This is a genomic window from Bacteroidota bacterium, assembly GCA_016721765.1.
GTDB lineage: Bacteria > Bacteroidota > Bacteroidia > UBA4408 > UBA4408 > UBA4408.
The window spans coordinates 843073-860700 of sequence record JADKHO010000002.1 but is presented as its reverse complement, the minus strand read 5'-3'; the positions used below and the strand labels follow the sequence as shown (position 1 = coordinate 860700).

Below are 17628 nucleotides of genomic sequence, written 5' to 3'. Positions count from 1 at the left end.
TGCTTAAATTTTCATCAAAGTACGCCAGTGTAAAAGGAAAAAAATATGATTTTCATCAGATGAATAAAACAACGTATTTGAAATGCCCGATTATCATGAAATTTGAATGAAAATACCTACTTTCATTTTCTATTTCCCGGAGGTTAGAAATTAATAAACTTAAGAATGCTTAGCAAAATGTAAATTATAAATGCTCCATCCACATGAAAAAAAATAGCTTACTAATTAGTATTTGTATGGCTCTAGTAATACTTCAGGCCTGCCGCAATGATAAAGTGGAAGCAGGGTATGATGAAGCACTATACGACGAAGTTTCAGAATCAGGAGGATATACCTATTTTCAAAATGGGATGCTATTACCCGGCATTTCTCCGAGCCCGCATGGCGCTTTTAAACTACGCTTTAATGCTATTGCTCAATCTGTTTTGGATACTACTGGTAAAATTCCAATTGGAACTAAATTTCCTGATGACGCGGTATTAGTTAAAGAAGTTTATACCGGAACAAGTATATCTTTATTGGTGGTAATGAAAAAAAGTTCAAACCATGCAAGTGCCGCCAATGGCTGGTTGTGGGCTGAATACACTACCGATGGTTCCGCAGATTATAGTGTAAGTAAAAAAGGGGAAGCCTGCATCGGATGCCATAATGGAGCACCGAACCGGGATTTTACACGCACCTTTGATTTACACTAAAAACTCTTGCAAGCAAGGATTAATGATCGTTTAATGGCAGACCTCTTTTTTGATATTCTTTCCAATTGAGGTATTCAGGTCCTTTTCGGTGTTCTACCATGGTAATGCAATCGTTTACCGGGCACATGATTTTGCATAAGTTGCAGCCAACACATTCCTCTTCTTTAATGGTATAAGTGTTATAAGGCATTCCTTTGCGGATATCGATGGATTGATGTGAGGTATCTTCACAAGCGATGTAGCACAAACCGCAGTGTATGCATTTCTCCTGATCAATATTTGCAGTAATGTGGTAATTGATATCTAATTCTTCCCAATGGGTAATTTTTTTGATGGATAGCCCCACAAAGTCATCAATTGTTTTAAATCCTTTTTCGTCCATCCAGTTGCTCAATCCATCACACATATCAGTAACAATGCGGAAACCATGCTTCATGGCAGCGGTGCACACCTGAACGTTACTGGCGCCAAGTAGCATAAACTCTGCAGCATCTTTCCAGGTACTTATTCCGCCAATTCCGGAGATGGGCGTTTTAGAAGTTTTTTCATTTCTTCCAAGGGAAGTCAAAAATTTAAGTGCGATAGGCTTCACTGCCGGGCCACAATATCCGCCATACACACTCATTCCACCCACATTGGGATTGGGAACAAAAGTATCGAGGTCAACACCGGTTATGGATTGAATGGTATTTATTAAGGAAAGTCCATTTGTACCGGCAGCAATCACAGCCTCACCGGCAGGAACAACCGAATGCACATTGGGGGTAAGTTTTGTGATAACCGGAATTTCGGCATATTCCATTACCCATTCCACTACCATTTTTGCAATGCTTGGGTCTTGTCCAACCACTGCACCCATGCCTCTTTCCACCATTCCGTGGGGGCAGCCAAAATTTAATTCCAAACCATGACATCCGGTATCCTGAACTTTTTTAATCAGTTCTCTCCAACTTTCTTTGGTATTGTTTGCCATTAACGAAACAATCATGGCACGGTCGGGGAATTCTCTCAATACTTCACGAATTTCACGCAAGTTTATTTCAAGCGGTCTATCACTTATCAATTCAATATTATTAAAACCCATGGCTCGGTGCCCGCCAAAGTCAACAGAAGAGTAGCGTGAAGAAACATTTTTAACCTGGTCGCCCAGTGTTTTCCATACCACACCACCCCAACCGGCTTCGAAAGCGCGCATTACATTTATTTTTTTATCTGTTGGAGGAGCACTCGCCAACCAAAAAGGATTTGGAGATTTTATTCCTAAAAAGGAGGACTCAAGATTTGCCATAGTTTTAATACTTAGATGCGTGAAAGTAAAATTTTTGTTCAGTAAATCAAAAAATAAAAAACGCAAATGCAATTCTAATTTTAATACATTCGCAACCTAAGCAAGCCCAAAAATAGAATGGTACTTTTTTTATTTAAGCTTTTTTATCGCCTTAAAGGCTGGAAAACAGGAACTCCGCTTCCTCCCGATATTACCCATTGTATTGTAATTGCAGCGCCACACACCAGCAATTGGGATTTTGTATATGGCATAGTTTCTATCAATCTTTTTAAACTAAAAATAAATTATTTAGCAAAGAAGGAATTGTTTGTTTGGCCAATAAAAAATATTTTTTTGAAAAGCGGCGGTATACCGGTTGAGCGCAAAGGCAATCATCACTTGGTGGATTCAATGGTGGAGTTATTTAAAAGTAAAGACCGTGTAATTCTGGCCATCCCGCCGGAAGGAACGCGCAAACGGGTAGCAAAATGGAAAAGTGGTTTTTACCACATCGCCCTTGCCGCCAATGTACCTGTAGTACTGGGCTATATCGATTATAAAACACGCACTGCAGGATTTGGACCGGTATTGAAAATGACAGGAGATAAAAAAAGTGATTGGGAAAAAATTCGTGCTTTTTATGCTACCATTCAAGCTAAAAATCCGGAAGATTTTAATGTGGATGCAATATATTTCGAATAGGCTTATTTTTTTGTCTTGAATGCTCTTTGAATTGCCTTATACAAAAGCGTTGCTTCTTCTAGGTTGAGCTGCAAGCCCAAACCAATTTTTTGTCCAAAATAGGTAAAGAATACACTTTCATTCCCCCGCACCCAATAGGAACTTTGAAAGGAATCGCTAAATGAATTTTTACCAAATTCATAAACTTCCAGGTTCGAAATAGTATCGGTTGAGTAGGATTTAGTTTCCGCTTTTCCGGATACAATGCGACTGTATACTAATTTTTCGGAATCAATACTGATGTGTTCTACACCACTTTTTCGCCACAGATAGGCCGTTCCAATTTTAAATTCAAAATAGGCCCAGAATGCCATCCATACTGCCATCAGCAATTTTTCTTCACGACTCATATTGCTAAAAAATTGAGAAAAAACAATTATCCCGCAAAGGGTCCAAACAACTAGCCAAGCTACCAATAAATTCGATTTTAATGGATCACGAAGCGGCGTAATTTCAATATGTGTAGTTAAGTCCTTTGCGCTAACTTGAATTCGTGGTGTGGATTTCATGCAAACAAAAACTCTTTAAATTGTTGTGCATATTTTTGGATCACATCCGTATTTATGGCTTTTTCGGGCAAGACTCTCCCAATAATTTTTGCACCACTAAAATGGGTAATAATTTCTTCGGTAGGTTTGTGTGGAGCTCCATTAAAAACCAATCCTTTAATTGGAATATTGCGCACCTTCAGGGCTTCCAGCGAAAGCAAGGAATGATTGGTGCTGCCTAAATAATTTTGAATTACTACCACGGCTTCGCAATCGAATTTTTTAATCATATCGGCTACAAAATAATGGTGATTTAAGGGGACTAACACGCCTCCTGAACCTTCGATGATTATGCGATTGTTTGATTTTGGTAATTCAATTTTTTCGGCATCAAGGTGAATACCTTCTTGCTCGGCCGCTGCATGCGGAGATAAGGCATGTTTTAATAATATAGCTTCAGGGTGAACAAACACCTTTTCACTTTTTACTAAGTTTCGGACAGTGATAGAGTCGGTTCCGTAAAAACTGCCTGATTGCACAGGTTTCCAATAATCATATTGAAGCGCTTCTGCGAGTATGGCCGAAACAACTGTTTTACCGACATCTGTGCCAATTCCAGTGACAAAAATATTACGCATAGAACGAATTGATTGAGTAGTAGAATTATTGGAACGCAAGATATAAAAATAAGCTGATTATATAAATTGAACATCTCAAAAATTCGATTGGTGGTTGTAATTCCTAACTTTGTGTGCGTCAATTCCTATAAATCGATACCTTCGTAAAAAAAACACAACGCTCCAATTTTTCTATGCGAATTGCCATAATTGATTTAGGAACCAATACCTTTAATTTATTAATTGCTCACCTTTCCATAGATAATGGTTTTACAGTTGAATTCAGTGATAAGATTGCTGTGAAGTTAGGTGAAGGAGGTATTAATTCAGATACAATTTTGCCCCTACCTTTCGCGCGTGGAATTGCTGCAATTGGAGCTCATTTGGAAACTATAAAACGATTTGACGTCGAAACTATTCAAGCATTTGCTACCTCAGCTATTCGAAGTGCGAGGAATGGTGCAGCGTTTGTAAAACAAGTGAAGGATAATTTTTTGTTGGAGGTGGAGGTTATTGATGGTGATAAGGAAGCAACATTAATTTATGAAGGTGTGCGTATGGGTGTAACCTTAACGCACAACAACTCCTTGATTATGGATATTGGCGGTGGAAGTACCGAATTTATCATTGGCAATGCAACTGAAATTTTATGGAAGCAGAGCTTTAATCTTGGAGCTGCGCGCTTGCTCGAAAAATTCAAACCACATGATCCCATTTTGGAACAAGAAGTAAAAGCAATTGAGCACTATTTTAACACGCAACTTCAAAGCCTTTCAGTTGCCATAGAGGAACATGGTGTAACTGAATTGATAGGCTCTTCCGGTTCATTCGATACCTTTGCTGAAATGATTGGATTTAAATTTTATACGCCTATTGACCTAAACCGTCAAACCAGTTATGATTTTTGCATGAATGATTTTTATAGCATACACCAGCAGCTTTTGTTATCCAATAAAGTTGAACGACTTCAAACTCCCGGAATAATTGAAATGCGGGCTGATATGATTGTAGTTTCTGCGGTATTTACTAACTATATTTTAACACGATATTCCCTTTCCAACATGCGACTCAGCACTTATGCATTAAAGGAAGGAGTTATCGCAAATAGGATGCGCACTTTACATATAAACTAAGATACGATGTCGAAAATATTGATAATTGATGATGAAAAGCCCATTCGCAAAGCCTTACGGGAAATTTTAGAGTACGAAAATCATAAAGTGGAAGAAGCTGAAGATGGTGCTGAAGGTATTTCAAAAATTGAAAAGGCTGGCTATGATTTGATTTTATGCGATGTGAAAATGCCCAAAAAAGACGGCATTGAAGTACTTGAAAAAATTCAATCCTTGCAGTTGGATACGCCGGTTGTAATGATTTCGGGACATGGAAATATTGAAACAGCAGTAGAAGCAGTAAAAAAAGGAGCTTTTGATTTTATTTCCAAACCGCTCGATTTGAACCGCTTGCTGGTGACCTTGCGCAATGCCATGGATAAGTCCAGTTTAGTTACTGAAACAAAAGTCTTAAAGAAAAAGCTGAGTAAAAGCACCGAAATGATCGGTACTTCTGAAGCCATTGCTAAAATAAAGAGCATGATAGAGCGTGTTGCTCCTACCGATGCTAGAGTGCTCATTACAGGTGGAAATGGTACCGGAAAGGAATTGGTTGCCCGACTTATTCATGAAAAAAGCAACCGTTCAGCTGCACCACTCATTGAAGTGAATTGTGCAGCCATACCTTCCGAATTAATAGAAAGCGAATTGTTTGGTCATGAGAAGGGGGCATTTACTTCGGCTGTTACTCAACGAAAGGGCAAGTTTGAACAAGCCGAAGGCGGCACCATTTTTTTAGACGAAATTGGGGATATGAGTTTGAGTGCCCAAGCTAAGGTGCTGCGGGCCTTGCAAGAGAATAAAATTACGCGAGTAGGTGGTGAAAAGGAAATTAAAGTGAATGTGAGGGTAGTGGCAGCAACCAATAAAAATCTTCAGAAAGAAATTGCCGATAACAACTTTCGCGAAGACTTGTATCATCGCTTAAGCGTAATTCTTATTCATGTGCCTTCGTTAACTGAACGAAAAGAAGATATTCCCTTGTTAACAGAATATTTCCTTACGCGTTTATGTGAAGAGCATGGCATGCCTCAGAAATCAATAAGCTCAGAGGCAATAAAGGAATTACAAAAAATGAAATGGACAGGTAATATACGTGAATTCAAAAACGTAATTGAACGTTTGTTGATATTGTGCGATAAAACAATCAGTGATAAAGAAGTACTTGCTTTCGCAAGTCCATTGAAATAGTTTGCTTAATTATCGCAGGTAACTTCGCCCCCAACCATTGAAGCCTCAGCTTTAACATTATTTTCATAAGCAGTGCGTTCTTGCTTATTACCACAACTTTGAGGTACCTCAACAGTAGAATCTGCAGAAGCCCCGAATGGTCGGTAGGTATAAGAGCAGGTAGAACAACGTTTGCAAGAAGATGAAAACCCAGCAATTACTGAACAAACTACAAGAAGGAGGAGCGTTTTTTTCATTGTATACTATTTTGTTTCTGATATGAATGAATGCAAAAATAAAAATATATTTAACTTAATGAAGCATGTCCGCGATTTGCTTCTCATTTTATTTCTTCGCATGTAAAGTTTTTATAGTCTTTATAGGCGTCTTTATACTTGGTGAGGTTTTTTGATTTACCACAATATTCCTGTAAAGTTACCCTGGTACCAAAATTATTATCATAACTGCAACGGATGCATTTTTTGCAAGAACAATTTACAAGAACAAGAACCAATGAAAAAAAGATGTAGATTTTACGCGTCATGATTTGGAAGAATATTTAAGGCGGAAAATTATTAAAAAGTTTTTACAGTACCGCGCATAAAAAAACCCGCAATTAGCGGGTTTTTTTATTAAGCAATTAAAAATTACTTAGTTTTAACTGTTCCACCTGCATTTTTACAAGTAGTTTCATAAGCAGTTCTTTCTGATTTTTTACCACACACTTCAGATCCTTCAACACCACCGATAGAACATGTAATACACTTCTTGCAAGAAGAAAATGATCCTGCAACTAATACAGCAGCAATTGCTAATAAAGATAATTTTTTCATTTTGTTGATTTGGTTTAGTTTTTTGAAATATTTCAGGGACAAAGATAGGAGTATAAAATTCTCGGCAAAATCAAATTTGAATATATCTTACTAAATCTATTTACTTAAAAACTGGGTCACTTGCTCTTCAAAATAAGCTCCATTAAAGGTTTTATGGTCATTATCGAATTTTATAATACCATTTTCTATAAGAAAAACTCTTGGCCATCCGGAGTGAAACTGTTTTATAAAATCCTGTGATTGCATTAGTACGTAAGGCGCATTTGAATTGGTGAGGTCATAAAATTCTTTAATCTCAGTACTGTCCCCTAGTAAAACAAAATACGTAGGTGGCAATTTAATTCTGGACCTTGCGGCATTAATTTTTAAGGCTACTTCTACACAATGACTGCAGGCCATATTGAAGACAGCAACCAATTTTTTTCCTTCCTGTAAATTTGCTTTCGGATCACCTTTAAAACCTTTTATTACAGCAATATCGGCCATTTCACTGCCAATGGGCTTGGTTTCGTAAGAATAATCATATATTGGGAAAAGGAGAACAATCGTTGTTGAAGCTACAATAAATACGCTAGGCAATAACCATTTTAAATTCCAGGATTTTTTTTCAGTTTTAATAAAAATAAACGCTGTGAGCAGCATTAATGCTATGTTTTTAATTATAGATTCGAGCGGAGTCATGGGAAGTAGGGTTCCAAAACAACCACAGTTCCCTGAATTACCATCTTTTGCGATTGAATAAAAAAGATACACAGTGAAAATCAGTAGTAATAAAAATGTAGCCGGTAAAATAAATTGTTTTAAAAGGGAATTAAATAAAAGAGCAAGTCCTAAAAATAACTCCAGAATAATTAATCCTCTCGAAAGATATGGTGCCAGCTCCCAACCACTAATTCCTTGATATACAAAATTAAGTTCAAATACCTCAATTGGAAAGAGTTTGCTAATGGCCGAAAAAATAAATACTGCACCAAGTAGTATGCGTAAAATAAGTATCAAAATTTTCATTACTCGATTGAATTAAATTTCACGAACCATTAAACTTTCTGCAAAAGCCAGAAGGCTTGCTTTTTTTTCGGGATTACAATTCACCTCATTTAAATGGTGTATGGCTAATTGATAATATTCATTCATTTTGGCTTCAGCCATCGATTTTACTTGAAGCTTTTCGAAAAGCGATTTAACAGCTCCAATTTTTTCGTCTGCTACAAAAGTTGTTTTGCTTAACCAGGAGTTTAAGTCTTCTAAGTTATTGCCCTTTGCTTGTTCCAAGGCACTCAAAAGCAAAAAGGTTTTTTTGTTCGATAAAATATCTCCACCCACTTGTTTTCCGAATTTTTTTGCATCTCCAAAAACATCTAAAATGTCGTCCTGCAATTGAAATGCAATGCCTATATTTTTACCAAAATCATACAATGATTGCGCATTTGGTGAATTTGCTCCTCCTATGATTGCACCAATTTTTAAACTCGCGGCAAGTAGCACAGCGGTTTTTAAAGAAATCATGTGCAAATAATCGGCAATCGAAACATTTTTTTGTGTTTCAAAATTCATATCGAGTTGCTGACCTTCACACACCTCTATTGCTGTTTGGCAAAAAATTTCAAGAGCCGCCCTCAAATGTGCATCAGGTGTTTGCATAATAAGCTGATACGACTTCACAAACATTGTATCGCCCGATAAAATAGCTACATTACTGTTCCACTTTTCGTGCACCGTAGCTTGATTTCTGCGCAAGGGTGCCTTGTCCATTATATCATCGTGCAACAAAGTGAAATTGTGAAAAACTTCAATTCCCAATGCGGGTTGAATGGCGGTATCGATATTGCCATCAAATAAATCGCAAGCCATTAAGAGCAATACAGGGCGCATTCTTTTCCCACCTAATAATAAGGTGTAGGATATGGGTTCATACAATTCGGCCGGACTTAATTGAAGCGTTGCAGAATATGAATTAATTTCTGAGTTTATGCGCTTTTGCAGCGAAAGCAAGGTGTTCAAAGCAATGAAGTTATAAAGAGTATGGGTTATAGAATAAAATGATTGTTTTCAATTACAATTTTTAAACCTTCTTCCAAAGGCATTAAAGTATGATTCAACAATTTTTTCATTTTGGTAGCATCCGGCTTTCTGCGGGTCATATCGCCTTCTTCAAGGGCATGATGGTGCACAATTTTTGAGGTGGAATAGGTGGTTCGAATAATGGTTTTGGCAAGATTCAAAATACTTATTTCTTGTTCTCCACCTATGTTCACTACATCGTTTACGAATTTGTTGTTATAAAATGCGTGTGTGGTTGCTTCAATATTATCGTTGATATAACAAAAGGTGCGTGTTTGGCTACCATCGCCATATATGGTAATCTCCCTGTTTTTTAGGGCCCTTGAAATAAATTTAGATACCACAAAGTCTTTACTTTGTTTTGGTCCATAAGTATTAAAGAACCTAAAAATGGTGTATTCTAAACCATATTCTTTATAGTAGGATTTTAAGAACGCTTCTCCCACATTTTTTACAATTGCATAAGGTAGGCGCGAGTTGAGGGGGGTTGTATGTTCATTTTGAGGAAACTCCACCGGTTCACCATATACCTCTGAGGAAGAGGAATAATACACTCGCTTCACCCCAGTATTTTTAGAAAGGCTTAATATATTTTTAAGTCCTTCAATGTCATCCAGCACGCTTACCGGATTCTCCAATGTTCTTTTTACTCCAACTAAAGCAGCATAATGAAAAACATAATCAAATGAAAAGGAATAAAATACTCCGGAAATATCTCTGAAATTGTTTACATCACATTTAATGAACTTAATGTTACCGTGTTTGCTGGTAGGTAGCTTTTCAATAATCCCTGTAACCAAATTATCTACTATAACAATTAGGTTTTCTTTTTTTTCTGCCAATTTTTCGGCCAGTGCACTTCCAATAAATCCGGCACCACCGGTAACTAATATTTTTACAACGTCTTTCACTTCTATCCTACTTTTAAAATTATTCTTCGAGATTTAATAAATAAGTTCCATAACCACTTTTGGTTAATGGTTGTGCAATTTTAATCAATTGTTCTTTAGTGATGAATTTCATTCGATAAGCGACTTCTTCAATACAACCGATTTTTTGCCCTTGCCGCTCTTCAATCACCTGCACAAATTGGCTTGCTTGCATGAGCGATGCAAAGGTACCTGAATCTAACCATGCAGCGCCTCTTTGAAAGATGCCCACTTTTAATTTTTTATTTAGAAGATAATGCTTGTTCACATCGGTAATTTCATATTCACCGCGTGGACTGGGTTTTAAATTTTTTGCAATTTCGATTACTGTATTGTCATAAAAATAGAGGCCCGGAACTGCATAATTGGATTTTGGCTGTGAGGGCTTTTCCTCTATAGAGATGGCGGTATTGTTTTTATCAAACTCTACTACACCATATCTTTCAGGATCAGAAACCCGATAAGCAAATACTACCGCACCATCCGGATTAGCATTTTCGCGCAACATGCTACCTAATCCACGGTCGTAAAAAATATTATCGCCCAGCACGAGGGCTACTGAATCTTTTCCAATAAATTTTTCTCCAATAACAAATGCTTGTGCAAGCCCATTCGGAATTTCCTGAACGGCATAGCTAAAAGAACATCCCAATTGTGCGCCATCGCCCAGCAAACGTTCAAAATTAGGCAAATCGGTAGGAGTGGAAATGATTAAAATTTCTCTTATGCCGGCAAGCATTAAAATAGATAGTGGATAATAAATCATTGGTTTATCGTACACCGGCATAAGTTGCTTACTCACCGCCAAGGTTAGCGGGTGTAGTCGCGTTCCGGAACCTCCGGCTAAAATAATTCCTTTCATTCGGGTTTGTTTTTAGTTTTTTGGATTTCTAGATGATCCAACTCAATGTCTTCCTCTTCATCGTATATTTGGAAAAGTGGCTCTTTTGTAAATGCTTTCATCGTTAGTCTTTTTTCAAGCGAAAGTAAAAAGCAAGGAAGTAATATTAAATTGGAACAATAAGATACCAAAAGGGTGAGGGAAATTAAAATTCCCAATGCGGCAGTTCCACCAAAACTGGATGCCGAGAAAATCCCAAATCCACAAAATAATATAATCGCCGTATAAATCATGCTCACACCGGTTTCGCGAATGGTAAGGGACACAGTTTTGGAGATGCTGAACTGATGATTCTTCAGTTCCTGCTTATATTTTGTAAGAAAATACATATTACCATCGGATGCAATCCCGAAGGCAATACTAAAAATTAATATGGTGGAGGGCTTTAAAGGAATATGAAAATAGCCCATTAATCCTGCGGTTATAATAAGGGGAATAATGCTGGGTAAAACCGAAATAATCACCATGCGAAAAGAGGCAAAGAGTGATACCATCACCAGCGAAATCAGAAATATTGCCAACAAAACACTTTCCTGTAAATTCTTGACAAGGTAATTGTTTCCTTTTAAAAACATCAAACTATTTCCGTTTAATTTCACATCAAATTTTTGTGGGTCAAAAATAGAATCCACTTTAGGTTTTATTTCTCGCACCAGCTCTTTCATCCTTATTGAGCCAACATCTGCCATTTGCAGACTCACTCGGGTGATTTGCCGATTGCTGTCAATAAAAGCTTTAAACATGCCTTGCTTTTTTTGTTTCGAATTCACAAAGTAGCTCGACATTTTGCCCAATTCCAAGCCATTTGGAAGAATGTAATATTTAGGTTCTCCGCCTTTATAAGCTTGATAGGAAAATTTAATGGCTTCAACTACCGATACCGGTTTTGAAAATTCAGGATAGGTCTTTAATTCTTTTTGGAGTTTATTTATTTTGTAAAGTGTATTGAGTGAAAGTGCAGCGCCTTTTTTCTTGGTATCGATGGTTATTTCAAATGGTAAAACCCCATGATAATTGGCTTCAAAGTATTTTAAATCAACATAAATGGGATCTTTTTTAGGTAAATCATCCACCACATATCCTATCACTTTTATGCGACTCACGCCATAAAACGAAATCAATACAAGCACCACCACGCCAATATAAATGCGACGGCGGTAATGATGCACCCAATAATCAATGCCGGATAATATTTTAGTAATGCGCTTAGCATCCAAATGACTCGTATGCTTATCCTTTGGAGCCGGTAAAAAACTAAATATGATGGGTATTAAAAGCAGAGAAGTAAGGTAAGTCCCCATCACATTTAATGCAGTAACCAGTCCAAATTCAACCAAAATTTGACTGTGCGTGAAATAAAATACACCAAATCCAATCGACGTAGTAACATTGGCAAAAAAGGTTGAAACACCTATCTTTTCAACCATGCGTGAAAGAGCCTTTATTTTATTGCCGTGTTTGTTGATTTCGGCGTGGTATTTATTCAACAATAAAATGCAATTGGGAATGCCAATAACAATAATCAGTGGAGGTATTAATCCCGATAAGGCGGTAATTTTATACCCCAACAAATAAATAGTTCCAAACGACCATATCACCCCAATGATTATCACCAATAGTGAAAATACAACGGGGTAAAAGGAGCGGAAAAAAATCGAAAGAATGACAAGTGTCACTAAAAATGCCAAGCCAAGAAATAGCACCATTTCGGAGGCGATTTTTCGCGCAATATTGGTGCGGATATAGGGTAAACCTGAATAATGTAATTCTTCTTTATGTTTCAGTTCAAAAGCGCTGGTTCTAACTTTTATCGAGTCCACAATACTCAAACGGGTTTTGGTATTGAGTTTTACTTTGTCGAAAGTAATGGCCATTAAGGTAGCATGATTCTCTTTGTTGTAGATAATTCCACTGTAAAAGGGTAAGCTATAAATAACCTTTTTAATGCTGTCAACTTCCTCCTGCGTGGTGGGCCTTTTAGTGATGATAGGGTTAAACTGAAATTGTTCGAGCGAATCGTTTGCGGATAAATTAAATAGCCTTGCCACTGAAACTACTTCCTGAATTCCATCCACTTTTTTAATGCTGTAGGTGAGGTCGTACCAGTCGTTATACTTATCGAGTTTAAATAAATCGGTATCATCAATCCCAATAACCATCACATTTCCATCCTCGCCAAATTGTTTTTTAAACTCCACATAGTTTACTGCTGCACTATCGTTTTTAGGTAATAAATGCGCAAATTCGTAAGTAATTTGAACAAAAGAAGCTTGATAGGCAAAAAATGCAGTTATGACTGCAAAAACAGAAAGTATGGTTAAACGATTACGAAGCGTGATTCGAGCGATTGCTGCCCACATAGTGTTTTGGTGTGTTTTTTTGAGGAGTTAAATGTAAATAAATTATTTTGTTCAGCTAGTCTTTTCGCTTGAATCTAATTATTCAGCCATCGAAACTGATAAGAATCATTTCAGGTGGATGTGTATCTTCGCAGCGATTCATAACTTACTAATTGAAAGCAAAATTAATTGCAGGCAGGCAACTGCTTTCAAAACTCACCATACGCAAGGCTTTAAATGCTACAAAAGTGGTATCGAGTTATTATTTATCCCGACTACGTTCAATTCCTTTTCAATGGGGTTTACCAATTAGTTTAGCCATCGAGCCAACCACTTCGTGCAATTTACGTTGTCCGGAATGCCCGAGCGGAAAGCGCGAATTTACGCGGCCTACCGGCATGTTGGATAACGGATTTTTTACAAAAACAATTGATGAGCTAAAAGGGCATTTGTTGTACCTAACTTTTTATTTTCAAGGTGAACCCTACCTCAATCCTCGTTTTTTAGAAATGGTGAAATACGCATCCTCTCGTAATATTTACACTTCTACTTCCACTAATGCGCATTATTTAAACGATGAAAATGCCCGCCAAACTGTCCTTTCAGGGCTCGATCGCTTGCTTATTAGTATTGATGGCACTACTCAGGAAACCTATGAGTCCTATCGTATTGGTGGTACACTGAGCAAAGTAATCGAAGGCACTAAGAATATTGTGAAATGGAAAAAGGAATTAAAATCCAACACTCCGCACATTGTTTTCCAGTTTCTTGTTGTAAAACCCAATGAGCATCAAACAGAAGAAGTGCAAAAGTTAGCTGATACACTTGGTGTGGATGAAGTGAAGTTTAAAACAGCACAGGTGTACGACTACGAAAATGGTAATCCTTTGATTCCTGAAAACTCGATTTTTTCGAGGTATAGGAAGAATGAAAAAGGGAAGTATGAACTTAAAAATAAACTACAAAACCATTGCTGGAAATTGTGGCATTCGAGTGTCATAACTTGGGATGGGCGTGTAGTTCCGTGTTGTTTTGATAAAGATGCAAGCCATCAATTTGGTGTGCTTAAATCCAATTCCTTTAAAGAAGTATGGCAAAATGATGCTTACAATCGTTTTAGAACAGCGTTAATGAAGTCGCGCAGTGAGATTGATATTTGTAAAAATTGTACGGAAGGAACTAAAGTCTGGGCATAAATTATCGATACAGCACAATTGTACCAAATCGCATCGCATCACTTAAAAGCTTTTTCCCTAAGGGATTAACCGCTTTAATTTCCCGCACATACACACCCGAAGGTGCCGGATAATTCATATACGTACCATCCCAAGCTTGGTTGATTTGTGTACTTTCAAAAATCAATTCTCCCCAACGGTTGTAAATGCGCATTTCAAATTCCGTGACATTGTTCCCTAAGGCTTTAAAATAATCATTCATTCCATCACCATTCGGGGAAAAAGAATTTGGAATGTACAAGTTACCACAATCTACAGTCACAAGCACTTCATCGCTCCAACTGCATAAGGCATCCGAAACGGTTAAGGTGTAAGTGGTTGTAGATTCGGGTTTGGCAATTGGGTTTAAGACGGTGGGATCGTCTAATCCATCTGATGGCGACCATAAAAACGTTGTTCCACTGCTGCTTCCATTGAGTTTAGCACCATTGGTGCAATCCGCCAAAGTATCTTTTCCGGCATTCGCACTGGGGGCCGGAAGCATGCGAACACGAATAGTATCTTTTCCACTGCACCCTGCCGAATTAGAGGCAATCACCGAATATTTTCCACCTAATGTAACAGCAATTGTTGGTGTATTTTCACCAGTTGACCATAGAACAGTTGGATAAGATGCGGAGAGCGATAATTGCACATTTTTTCCTTTGCAAAAGACAGTGTCAGTAGCTAAAATGGTAACACTAAAGCCGGTCGAAAATCCAATGGTGGTAGCTAGCGAGGTATCTTTGCAACCGTTGCTGTTGGTAACAATAACAGTGTAATTTCCAGGATTACTAACACTCAAGGTGGATGCCGTTTCTCCACTCAGAAGTGCATTGTTGAATAACCAGGCATAACTGTTAAAACCGCTTCCTGCTGATAAACTGCTTGTTCCACCGGTGCATATAGTTGTTGGGCCATTTGCAGAAATAGTAGCAGTAGGCAAAGCACTCAGGGAAACGGTTACCGGTGGAGATGTATTGGTGCAATTTCCACTTCCAATTTTAACCGAATAAGAACCGGGCGTTTTTGCCCATAAGGTTTGTTGCGTTGCGCCCGGTATATTAACATTGTTCAGTTTCCACTGATAACCTGCGCCAACAGTACTGCTCAGTAAAACGGAGTCGCCCGGGCAAAAAGCTTGAGGAGCACTAGGACTAATTTGCGGAACAGGGATAGATGAAACTGTGATATAGCCGGGTTTTGTAAGTGTAAACGTACCGCAGCCATTCGTTCCTTGCAAGGTAACTGTATAACTACCGTTTGAGACATAACAAATAAAATTGGGGCTGTAAGCTGTTGAGCTCGAAATGGGTGATGCGCCTGCAAATGACCAAAGCCATGACGTTGCCGTTCCAGTACTTAAGTTGGTGTAATTCACACAATTGCTGGGACATATTGTGGTGTCGCTTGCTATAAAAGCAGGTACCAATGGAGCACCATTTGTGGCATTAATCGACATAAGTGGAGCACAGCGTTGTTCCCAAACTGATGAACCATCACATTTTCGAGCAACACTGCAACCATTTGTTCCGGGTGTAGGCAAGTGTTCAAAAGCCGTTGAAACGTTCGAAATATTGACATTCACATTTGAACAAGCACCAGGTCCACCCGAGCTTATATTCATTGGGAAATCTCCATTGCCCCAATACACTGCGTCTACAATTGCTCCGCTACCATTAAATAATACAGTCTGCTCATCACTGTTGCTGTAGGTTCCAATGAGCGTTCCGCTTGCGCAATTACAGGTTGCTAAATTAAGATCAACAGTTCCACCTGAATTAGGACTTCCAATTACATAGTAATCATTGGCTGCTAAAATTGTACCTTGAGGAATGGTTACTGTGAATTCACCGTCAGAAAGAACGAAACAGCCAATATTTACAGGTGTTGAGCAAGTGTTATACAATTCAGTCCATTCTTCGGTGCTTGGATTACAACTTCCATCACAACTGCCCGGACCATTAATTAATATTTCATTAATTACAATGCATTGTGCCTGAACAAGGCTGCCTCCTTTGATGAAACATAAAAAAAAGATGCACTGAAAAATTAATTTAACTCGGGTCATAATGTAAGGAACAAAGTTAAACTAAAGTTCACTAAAAGGGATGATTTTTCGGTGGATGAAATGACTTAAACTAGCGCAAAAAAAAATCCGATGAAAACTCACCGGATTTTTTTTGAAGAATTCAGTTTCGATTAATAGCTCAGCACAACACTGCCATTGCTGTTGCCACTCACCCAAGTTACTTTATAACCGTAGGAACAATTAGCATTATTTGGAACTCCGTTTTGATCCACTCCAAGTGTTAGAGTAAAATCGGAATTGTTAACATGGTGCACCAGCTCACCCGAAATAGGGCGCCAAAAACCGCAATACGAATTGGAAACCCAGGCTGAATTATAATTGGTTGTAAAAGTTTGAGAAAATCGATTTACTCCCCAAGCACTCACATTGCTATAGCCATTCAATGAAGTATCACCTAAACAGGAAAAGGTAGTTTTTGAACTCGCCGGAGCATAGCTGTATTCGGTAACGTGAGCTGAATTCCAAGTTGCAGTTTGGGCATTGTCGAATTTAACTTGAACATTAAATGCGCGCTCCTTGTATTTTAAATTTGCTGTGCCCAAAATAAATCCAAGCCAATTGTTGCCATTCACGTTGGTTATTTTTTTAACTCCATTAATGGTGATGGATTTGTTATCGCTTTGACGAACTACTTTATAATTGATAAAAGTTTCAGTTAATACAGCGCCCGGATCGCTCCAATGCACACCACTTGTTAACTGTACTTTAATTTGACCAGACCTAATTCTGGATGGACTTAAACAGGAGGTAACCCCATCGAAGTTAAAGAATAATATTTTTTGTGCTAGTTGTGAAGAATCCACTGTTACACCGCAGATAGGCGTACTAGCCGGACCAGCCATGCGTCCAAATGCAGGAATGTCTTTTATATACGCATTAATATTGTCACTAACCTCGTCAGATTCATTCTTATACTTATTGGCATCGTCGTTAAATTGCTGCGTTTGCGCATCTAATTCAGGTTCCGGATCACTGTCTTTCTTTTTGCAAGACGAAATAGTTCCAAGTATCAGCAGCACAGCTATACAAATGCTTGCGCGTTGCATGTTTTTGAAATTTAATTTTCGAAAGATGCTTGTTTGTTTTTGCACGTTAGATTTCATGTTTGTTGAGTTTTTGAGTTTCACAAAAGTAAACAATTTTAAGTTTGCAAGCGATTAGGATTCAGT

Annotated in this window: 18 protein-coding genes; 5 read left to right on the top strand and 13 right to left on the bottom strand. The window is 38.0% G+C overall.

All coding sequences use genetic code 11. The features are described 5' to 3' along the window. Positions 1-203: 203 nt before the first annotated feature. A complete protein-coding gene (locus tag IPP32_11895; GenBank protein ID MBL0048785.1) occupies positions 204-695 on the top strand; it encodes a cytochrome P460 family protein in 492 nt (163 codons plus the stop codon). A 19-nt stretch (positions 696-714) separates the two neighbouring features. Here the strand turns inward: IPP32_11895 and preA are convergent, their stop codons facing one another. Further along, positions 715-1983: an NAD-dependent dihydropyrimidine dehydrogenase subunit PreA gene (gene preA, locus IPP32_11890; protein ID MBL0048784.1), complete on the bottom strand. Its 1269-nt coding sequence runs from the start codon at positions 1981-1983 to the stop codon at positions 715-717. Positions 1984-2100: 117 nt separating this feature from the next. On the opposite strand from preA, the gene IPP32_11885 reads away from it, so the two are divergent. Beyond that, the gene (locus IPP32_11885; GenBank protein ID MBL0048783.1) at positions 2101-2664 is read left to right on the top strand and encodes a 1-acyl-sn-glycerol-3-phosphate acyltransferase; all 564 of its coding nucleotides are present in this window, start codon (positions 2101-2103) and stop codon (positions 2662-2664) included. A 2-nt stretch (positions 2665-2666) separates the two neighbouring features. Here IPP32_11885 and IPP32_11880 read toward each other — a convergent pair whose 3' ends face one another. Next, positions 2667-3212: a hypothetical protein gene (locus IPP32_11880; protein ID MBL0048782.1), complete on the bottom strand. Its 546-nt coding sequence runs from the start codon at positions 3210-3212 to the stop codon at positions 2667-2669. After that, positions 3209-3829 (bottom strand): dethiobiotin synthase, encoded by a 621-nt coding sequence (gene bioD, locus IPP32_11875; GenBank protein MBL0048781.1) that lies wholly within the window; start codon positions 3827-3829, stop codon positions 3209-3211. The genes IPP32_11880 and bioD overlap by 4 nt, the downstream gene beginning before the upstream one ends. A 173-nt stretch (positions 3830-4002) precedes the next feature. On the opposite strand from bioD, the gene IPP32_11870 reads away from it, so the two are divergent. Beyond that, the gene (locus tag IPP32_11870; protein ID MBL0048780.1) at positions 4003-4941 is read left to right on the top strand and encodes an exopolyphosphatase; all 939 of its coding nucleotides are present in this window, start codon (positions 4003-4005) and stop codon (positions 4939-4941) included. A 6-nt stretch (positions 4942-4947) separates the two neighbouring features. Next, positions 4948-6111 carry a sigma-54-dependent Fis family transcriptional regulator gene (locus IPP32_11865; protein MBL0048779.1) on the top strand — a complete coding sequence of 388 codons (1164 nt, stop codon included), beginning with the start codon at positions 4948-4950 and terminating at the stop codon, positions 6109-6111. 5 nt (positions 6112-6116) lie between these two features. Here the strand turns inward: IPP32_11865 and IPP32_11860 are convergent, their stop codons facing one another. The 8 genes from IPP32_11860 to IPP32_11825 all read right to left on the bottom strand — a co-directional run bounded on the left by IPP32_11860 (position 6117) and on the right by IPP32_11825 (position 13174). Then, positions 6117-6347 (bottom strand): hypothetical protein, encoded by a 231-nt coding sequence (locus tag IPP32_11860; GenBank protein ID MBL0048778.1) that lies wholly within the window; start codon positions 6345-6347, stop codon positions 6117-6119. An 83-nt stretch (positions 6348-6430) separates the two neighbouring features. Beyond that, complete coding sequence (locus tag IPP32_11855; GenBank protein MBL0048777.1) at positions 6431-6634, bottom strand: hypothetical protein; 204 nt, start codon at positions 6632-6634, stop codon at positions 6431-6433. A 103-nt stretch (positions 6635-6737) separates the two neighbouring features. Next, positions 6738-6923 carry a hypothetical protein gene (locus tag IPP32_11850; GenBank protein MBL0048776.1) on the bottom strand — a complete coding sequence of 62 codons (186 nt, stop codon included), beginning with the start codon at positions 6921-6923 and terminating at the stop codon, positions 6738-6740. 96 nt (positions 6924-7019) lie between these two features. Further along, positions 7020-7931 carry a hypothetical protein gene (locus IPP32_11845; protein MBL0048775.1) on the bottom strand — a complete coding sequence of 304 codons (912 nt, stop codon included), beginning with the start codon at positions 7929-7931 and terminating at the stop codon, positions 7020-7022. A gap of 12 nt (positions 7932-7943) precedes the next feature. Further along, complete coding sequence (locus tag IPP32_11840) at positions 7944-8924, bottom strand: polyprenyl synthetase family protein (protein ID MBL0048774.1); 981 nt, start codon at positions 8922-8924, stop codon at positions 7944-7946. Between the two features lie 26 nt (positions 8925-8950). Further along, a complete protein-coding gene (locus IPP32_11835) occupies positions 8951-9895 on the bottom strand; it encodes an NAD-dependent epimerase/dehydratase family protein (GenBank protein ID MBL0048773.1) in 945 nt (314 codons plus the stop codon). Positions 9896-9914: 19 nt separating this feature from the next. Further along, entirely contained in the window at positions 9915-10775 is an 861-nt protein-coding gene (gene rfbA, locus IPP32_11830; protein ID MBL0048772.1) for a glucose-1-phosphate thymidylyltransferase RfbA, read from the bottom strand. Further along, on the bottom strand, positions 10772-13174 hold the full coding sequence (locus IPP32_11825; GenBank protein MBL0048771.1) for an MMPL family transporter: 2403 nt from the start codon (positions 13172-13174) through the stop codon (positions 10772-10774). The genes rfbA and IPP32_11825 overlap by 4 nt, the downstream gene beginning before the upstream one ends. 152 nt (positions 13175-13326) lie before the next feature. On the opposite strand from IPP32_11825, the gene IPP32_11820 reads away from it, so the two are divergent. Continuing rightward, positions 13327-14349 carry an SPASM domain-containing protein gene (locus IPP32_11820; protein MBL0048770.1) on the top strand — a complete coding sequence of 341 codons (1023 nt, stop codon included), beginning with the start codon at positions 13327-13329 and terminating at the stop codon, positions 14347-14349. 1 nt (position 14350) lies between these two features. Here the strand turns inward: IPP32_11820 and IPP32_11815 are convergent, their stop codons facing one another. Continuing rightward, a complete protein-coding gene (locus IPP32_11815; GenBank protein ID MBL0048769.1) occupies positions 14351-16438 on the bottom strand; it encodes a gliding motility-associated C-terminal domain-containing protein in 2088 nt (695 codons plus the stop codon). Positions 16439-16569: 131 nt separating this feature from the next. Next, positions 16570-17562, bottom strand: a complete 993-nt coding sequence (locus IPP32_11810; protein MBL0048768.1) for a hypothetical protein — start codon at positions 17560-17562, stop codon at positions 16570-16572. Positions 17563-17628: the final 66 nt, after the last annotated feature.

Coding starts and splice junctions, on each gene's coding strand:
- IPP32_11885 (MBL0048783.1), top strand. CDS start 2,101: ATGGTACTTTTTTTATTTAAGCTTTTTTATCGCCTTAAAGGCTGGAAA.
- IPP32_11845 (MBL0048775.1), bottom strand. CDS start 7,931: ATGAAAATTTTGATACTTATTTTACGCATACTACTTGGTGCAGTATTT.
- preA (MBL0048784.1), bottom strand. CDS start 1,983: ATGGCAAATCTTGAGTCCTCCTTTTTAGGAATAAAATCTCCAAATCCT.
- IPP32_11855 (MBL0048777.1), bottom strand. CDS start 6,634: ATGACGCGTAAAATCTACATCTTTTTTTCATTGGTTCTTGTTCTTGTA.
- bioD (MBL0048781.1), bottom strand. CDS start 3,829: ATGCGTAATATTTTTGTCACTGGAATTGGCACAGATGTCGGTAAAACA.
- IPP32_11860 (MBL0048778.1), bottom strand. CDS start 6,347: ATGAAAAAAACGCTCCTCCTTCTTGTAGTTTGTTCAGTAATTGCTGGG.
- IPP32_11870 (MBL0048780.1), top strand. CDS start 4,003: ATGCGAATTGCCATAATTGATTTAGGAACCAATACCTTTAATTTATTA.
- IPP32_11825 (MBL0048771.1), bottom strand. CDS start 13,174: ATGTGGGCAGCAATCGCTCGAATCACGCTTCGTAATCGTTTAACCATA.
- IPP32_11850 (MBL0048776.1), bottom strand. CDS start 6,923: ATGAAAAAATTATCTTTATTAGCAATTGCTGCTGTATTAGTTGCAGGA.
- rfbA (MBL0048772.1), bottom strand. CDS start 10,775: ATGAAAGGAATTATTTTAGCCGGAGGTTCCGGAACGCGACTACACCCG.
- IPP32_11815 (MBL0048769.1), bottom strand. CDS start 16,438: ATGACCCGAGTTAAATTAATTTTTCAGTGCATCTTTTTTTTATGTTTC.
- IPP32_11895 (MBL0048785.1), top strand. CDS start 204: ATGAAAAAAAATAGCTTACTAATTAGTATTTGTATGGCTCTAGTAATA.
- IPP32_11810 (MBL0048768.1), bottom strand. CDS start 17,562: ATGAAATCTAACGTGCAAAAACAAACAAGCATCTTTCGAAAATTAAAT.
- IPP32_11880 (MBL0048782.1), bottom strand. CDS start 3,212: ATGAAATCCACACCACGAATTCAAGTTAGCGCAAAGGACTTAACTACA.
- IPP32_11865 (MBL0048779.1), top strand. CDS start 4,948: ATGTCGAAAATATTGATAATTGATGATGAAAAGCCCATTCGCAAAGCC.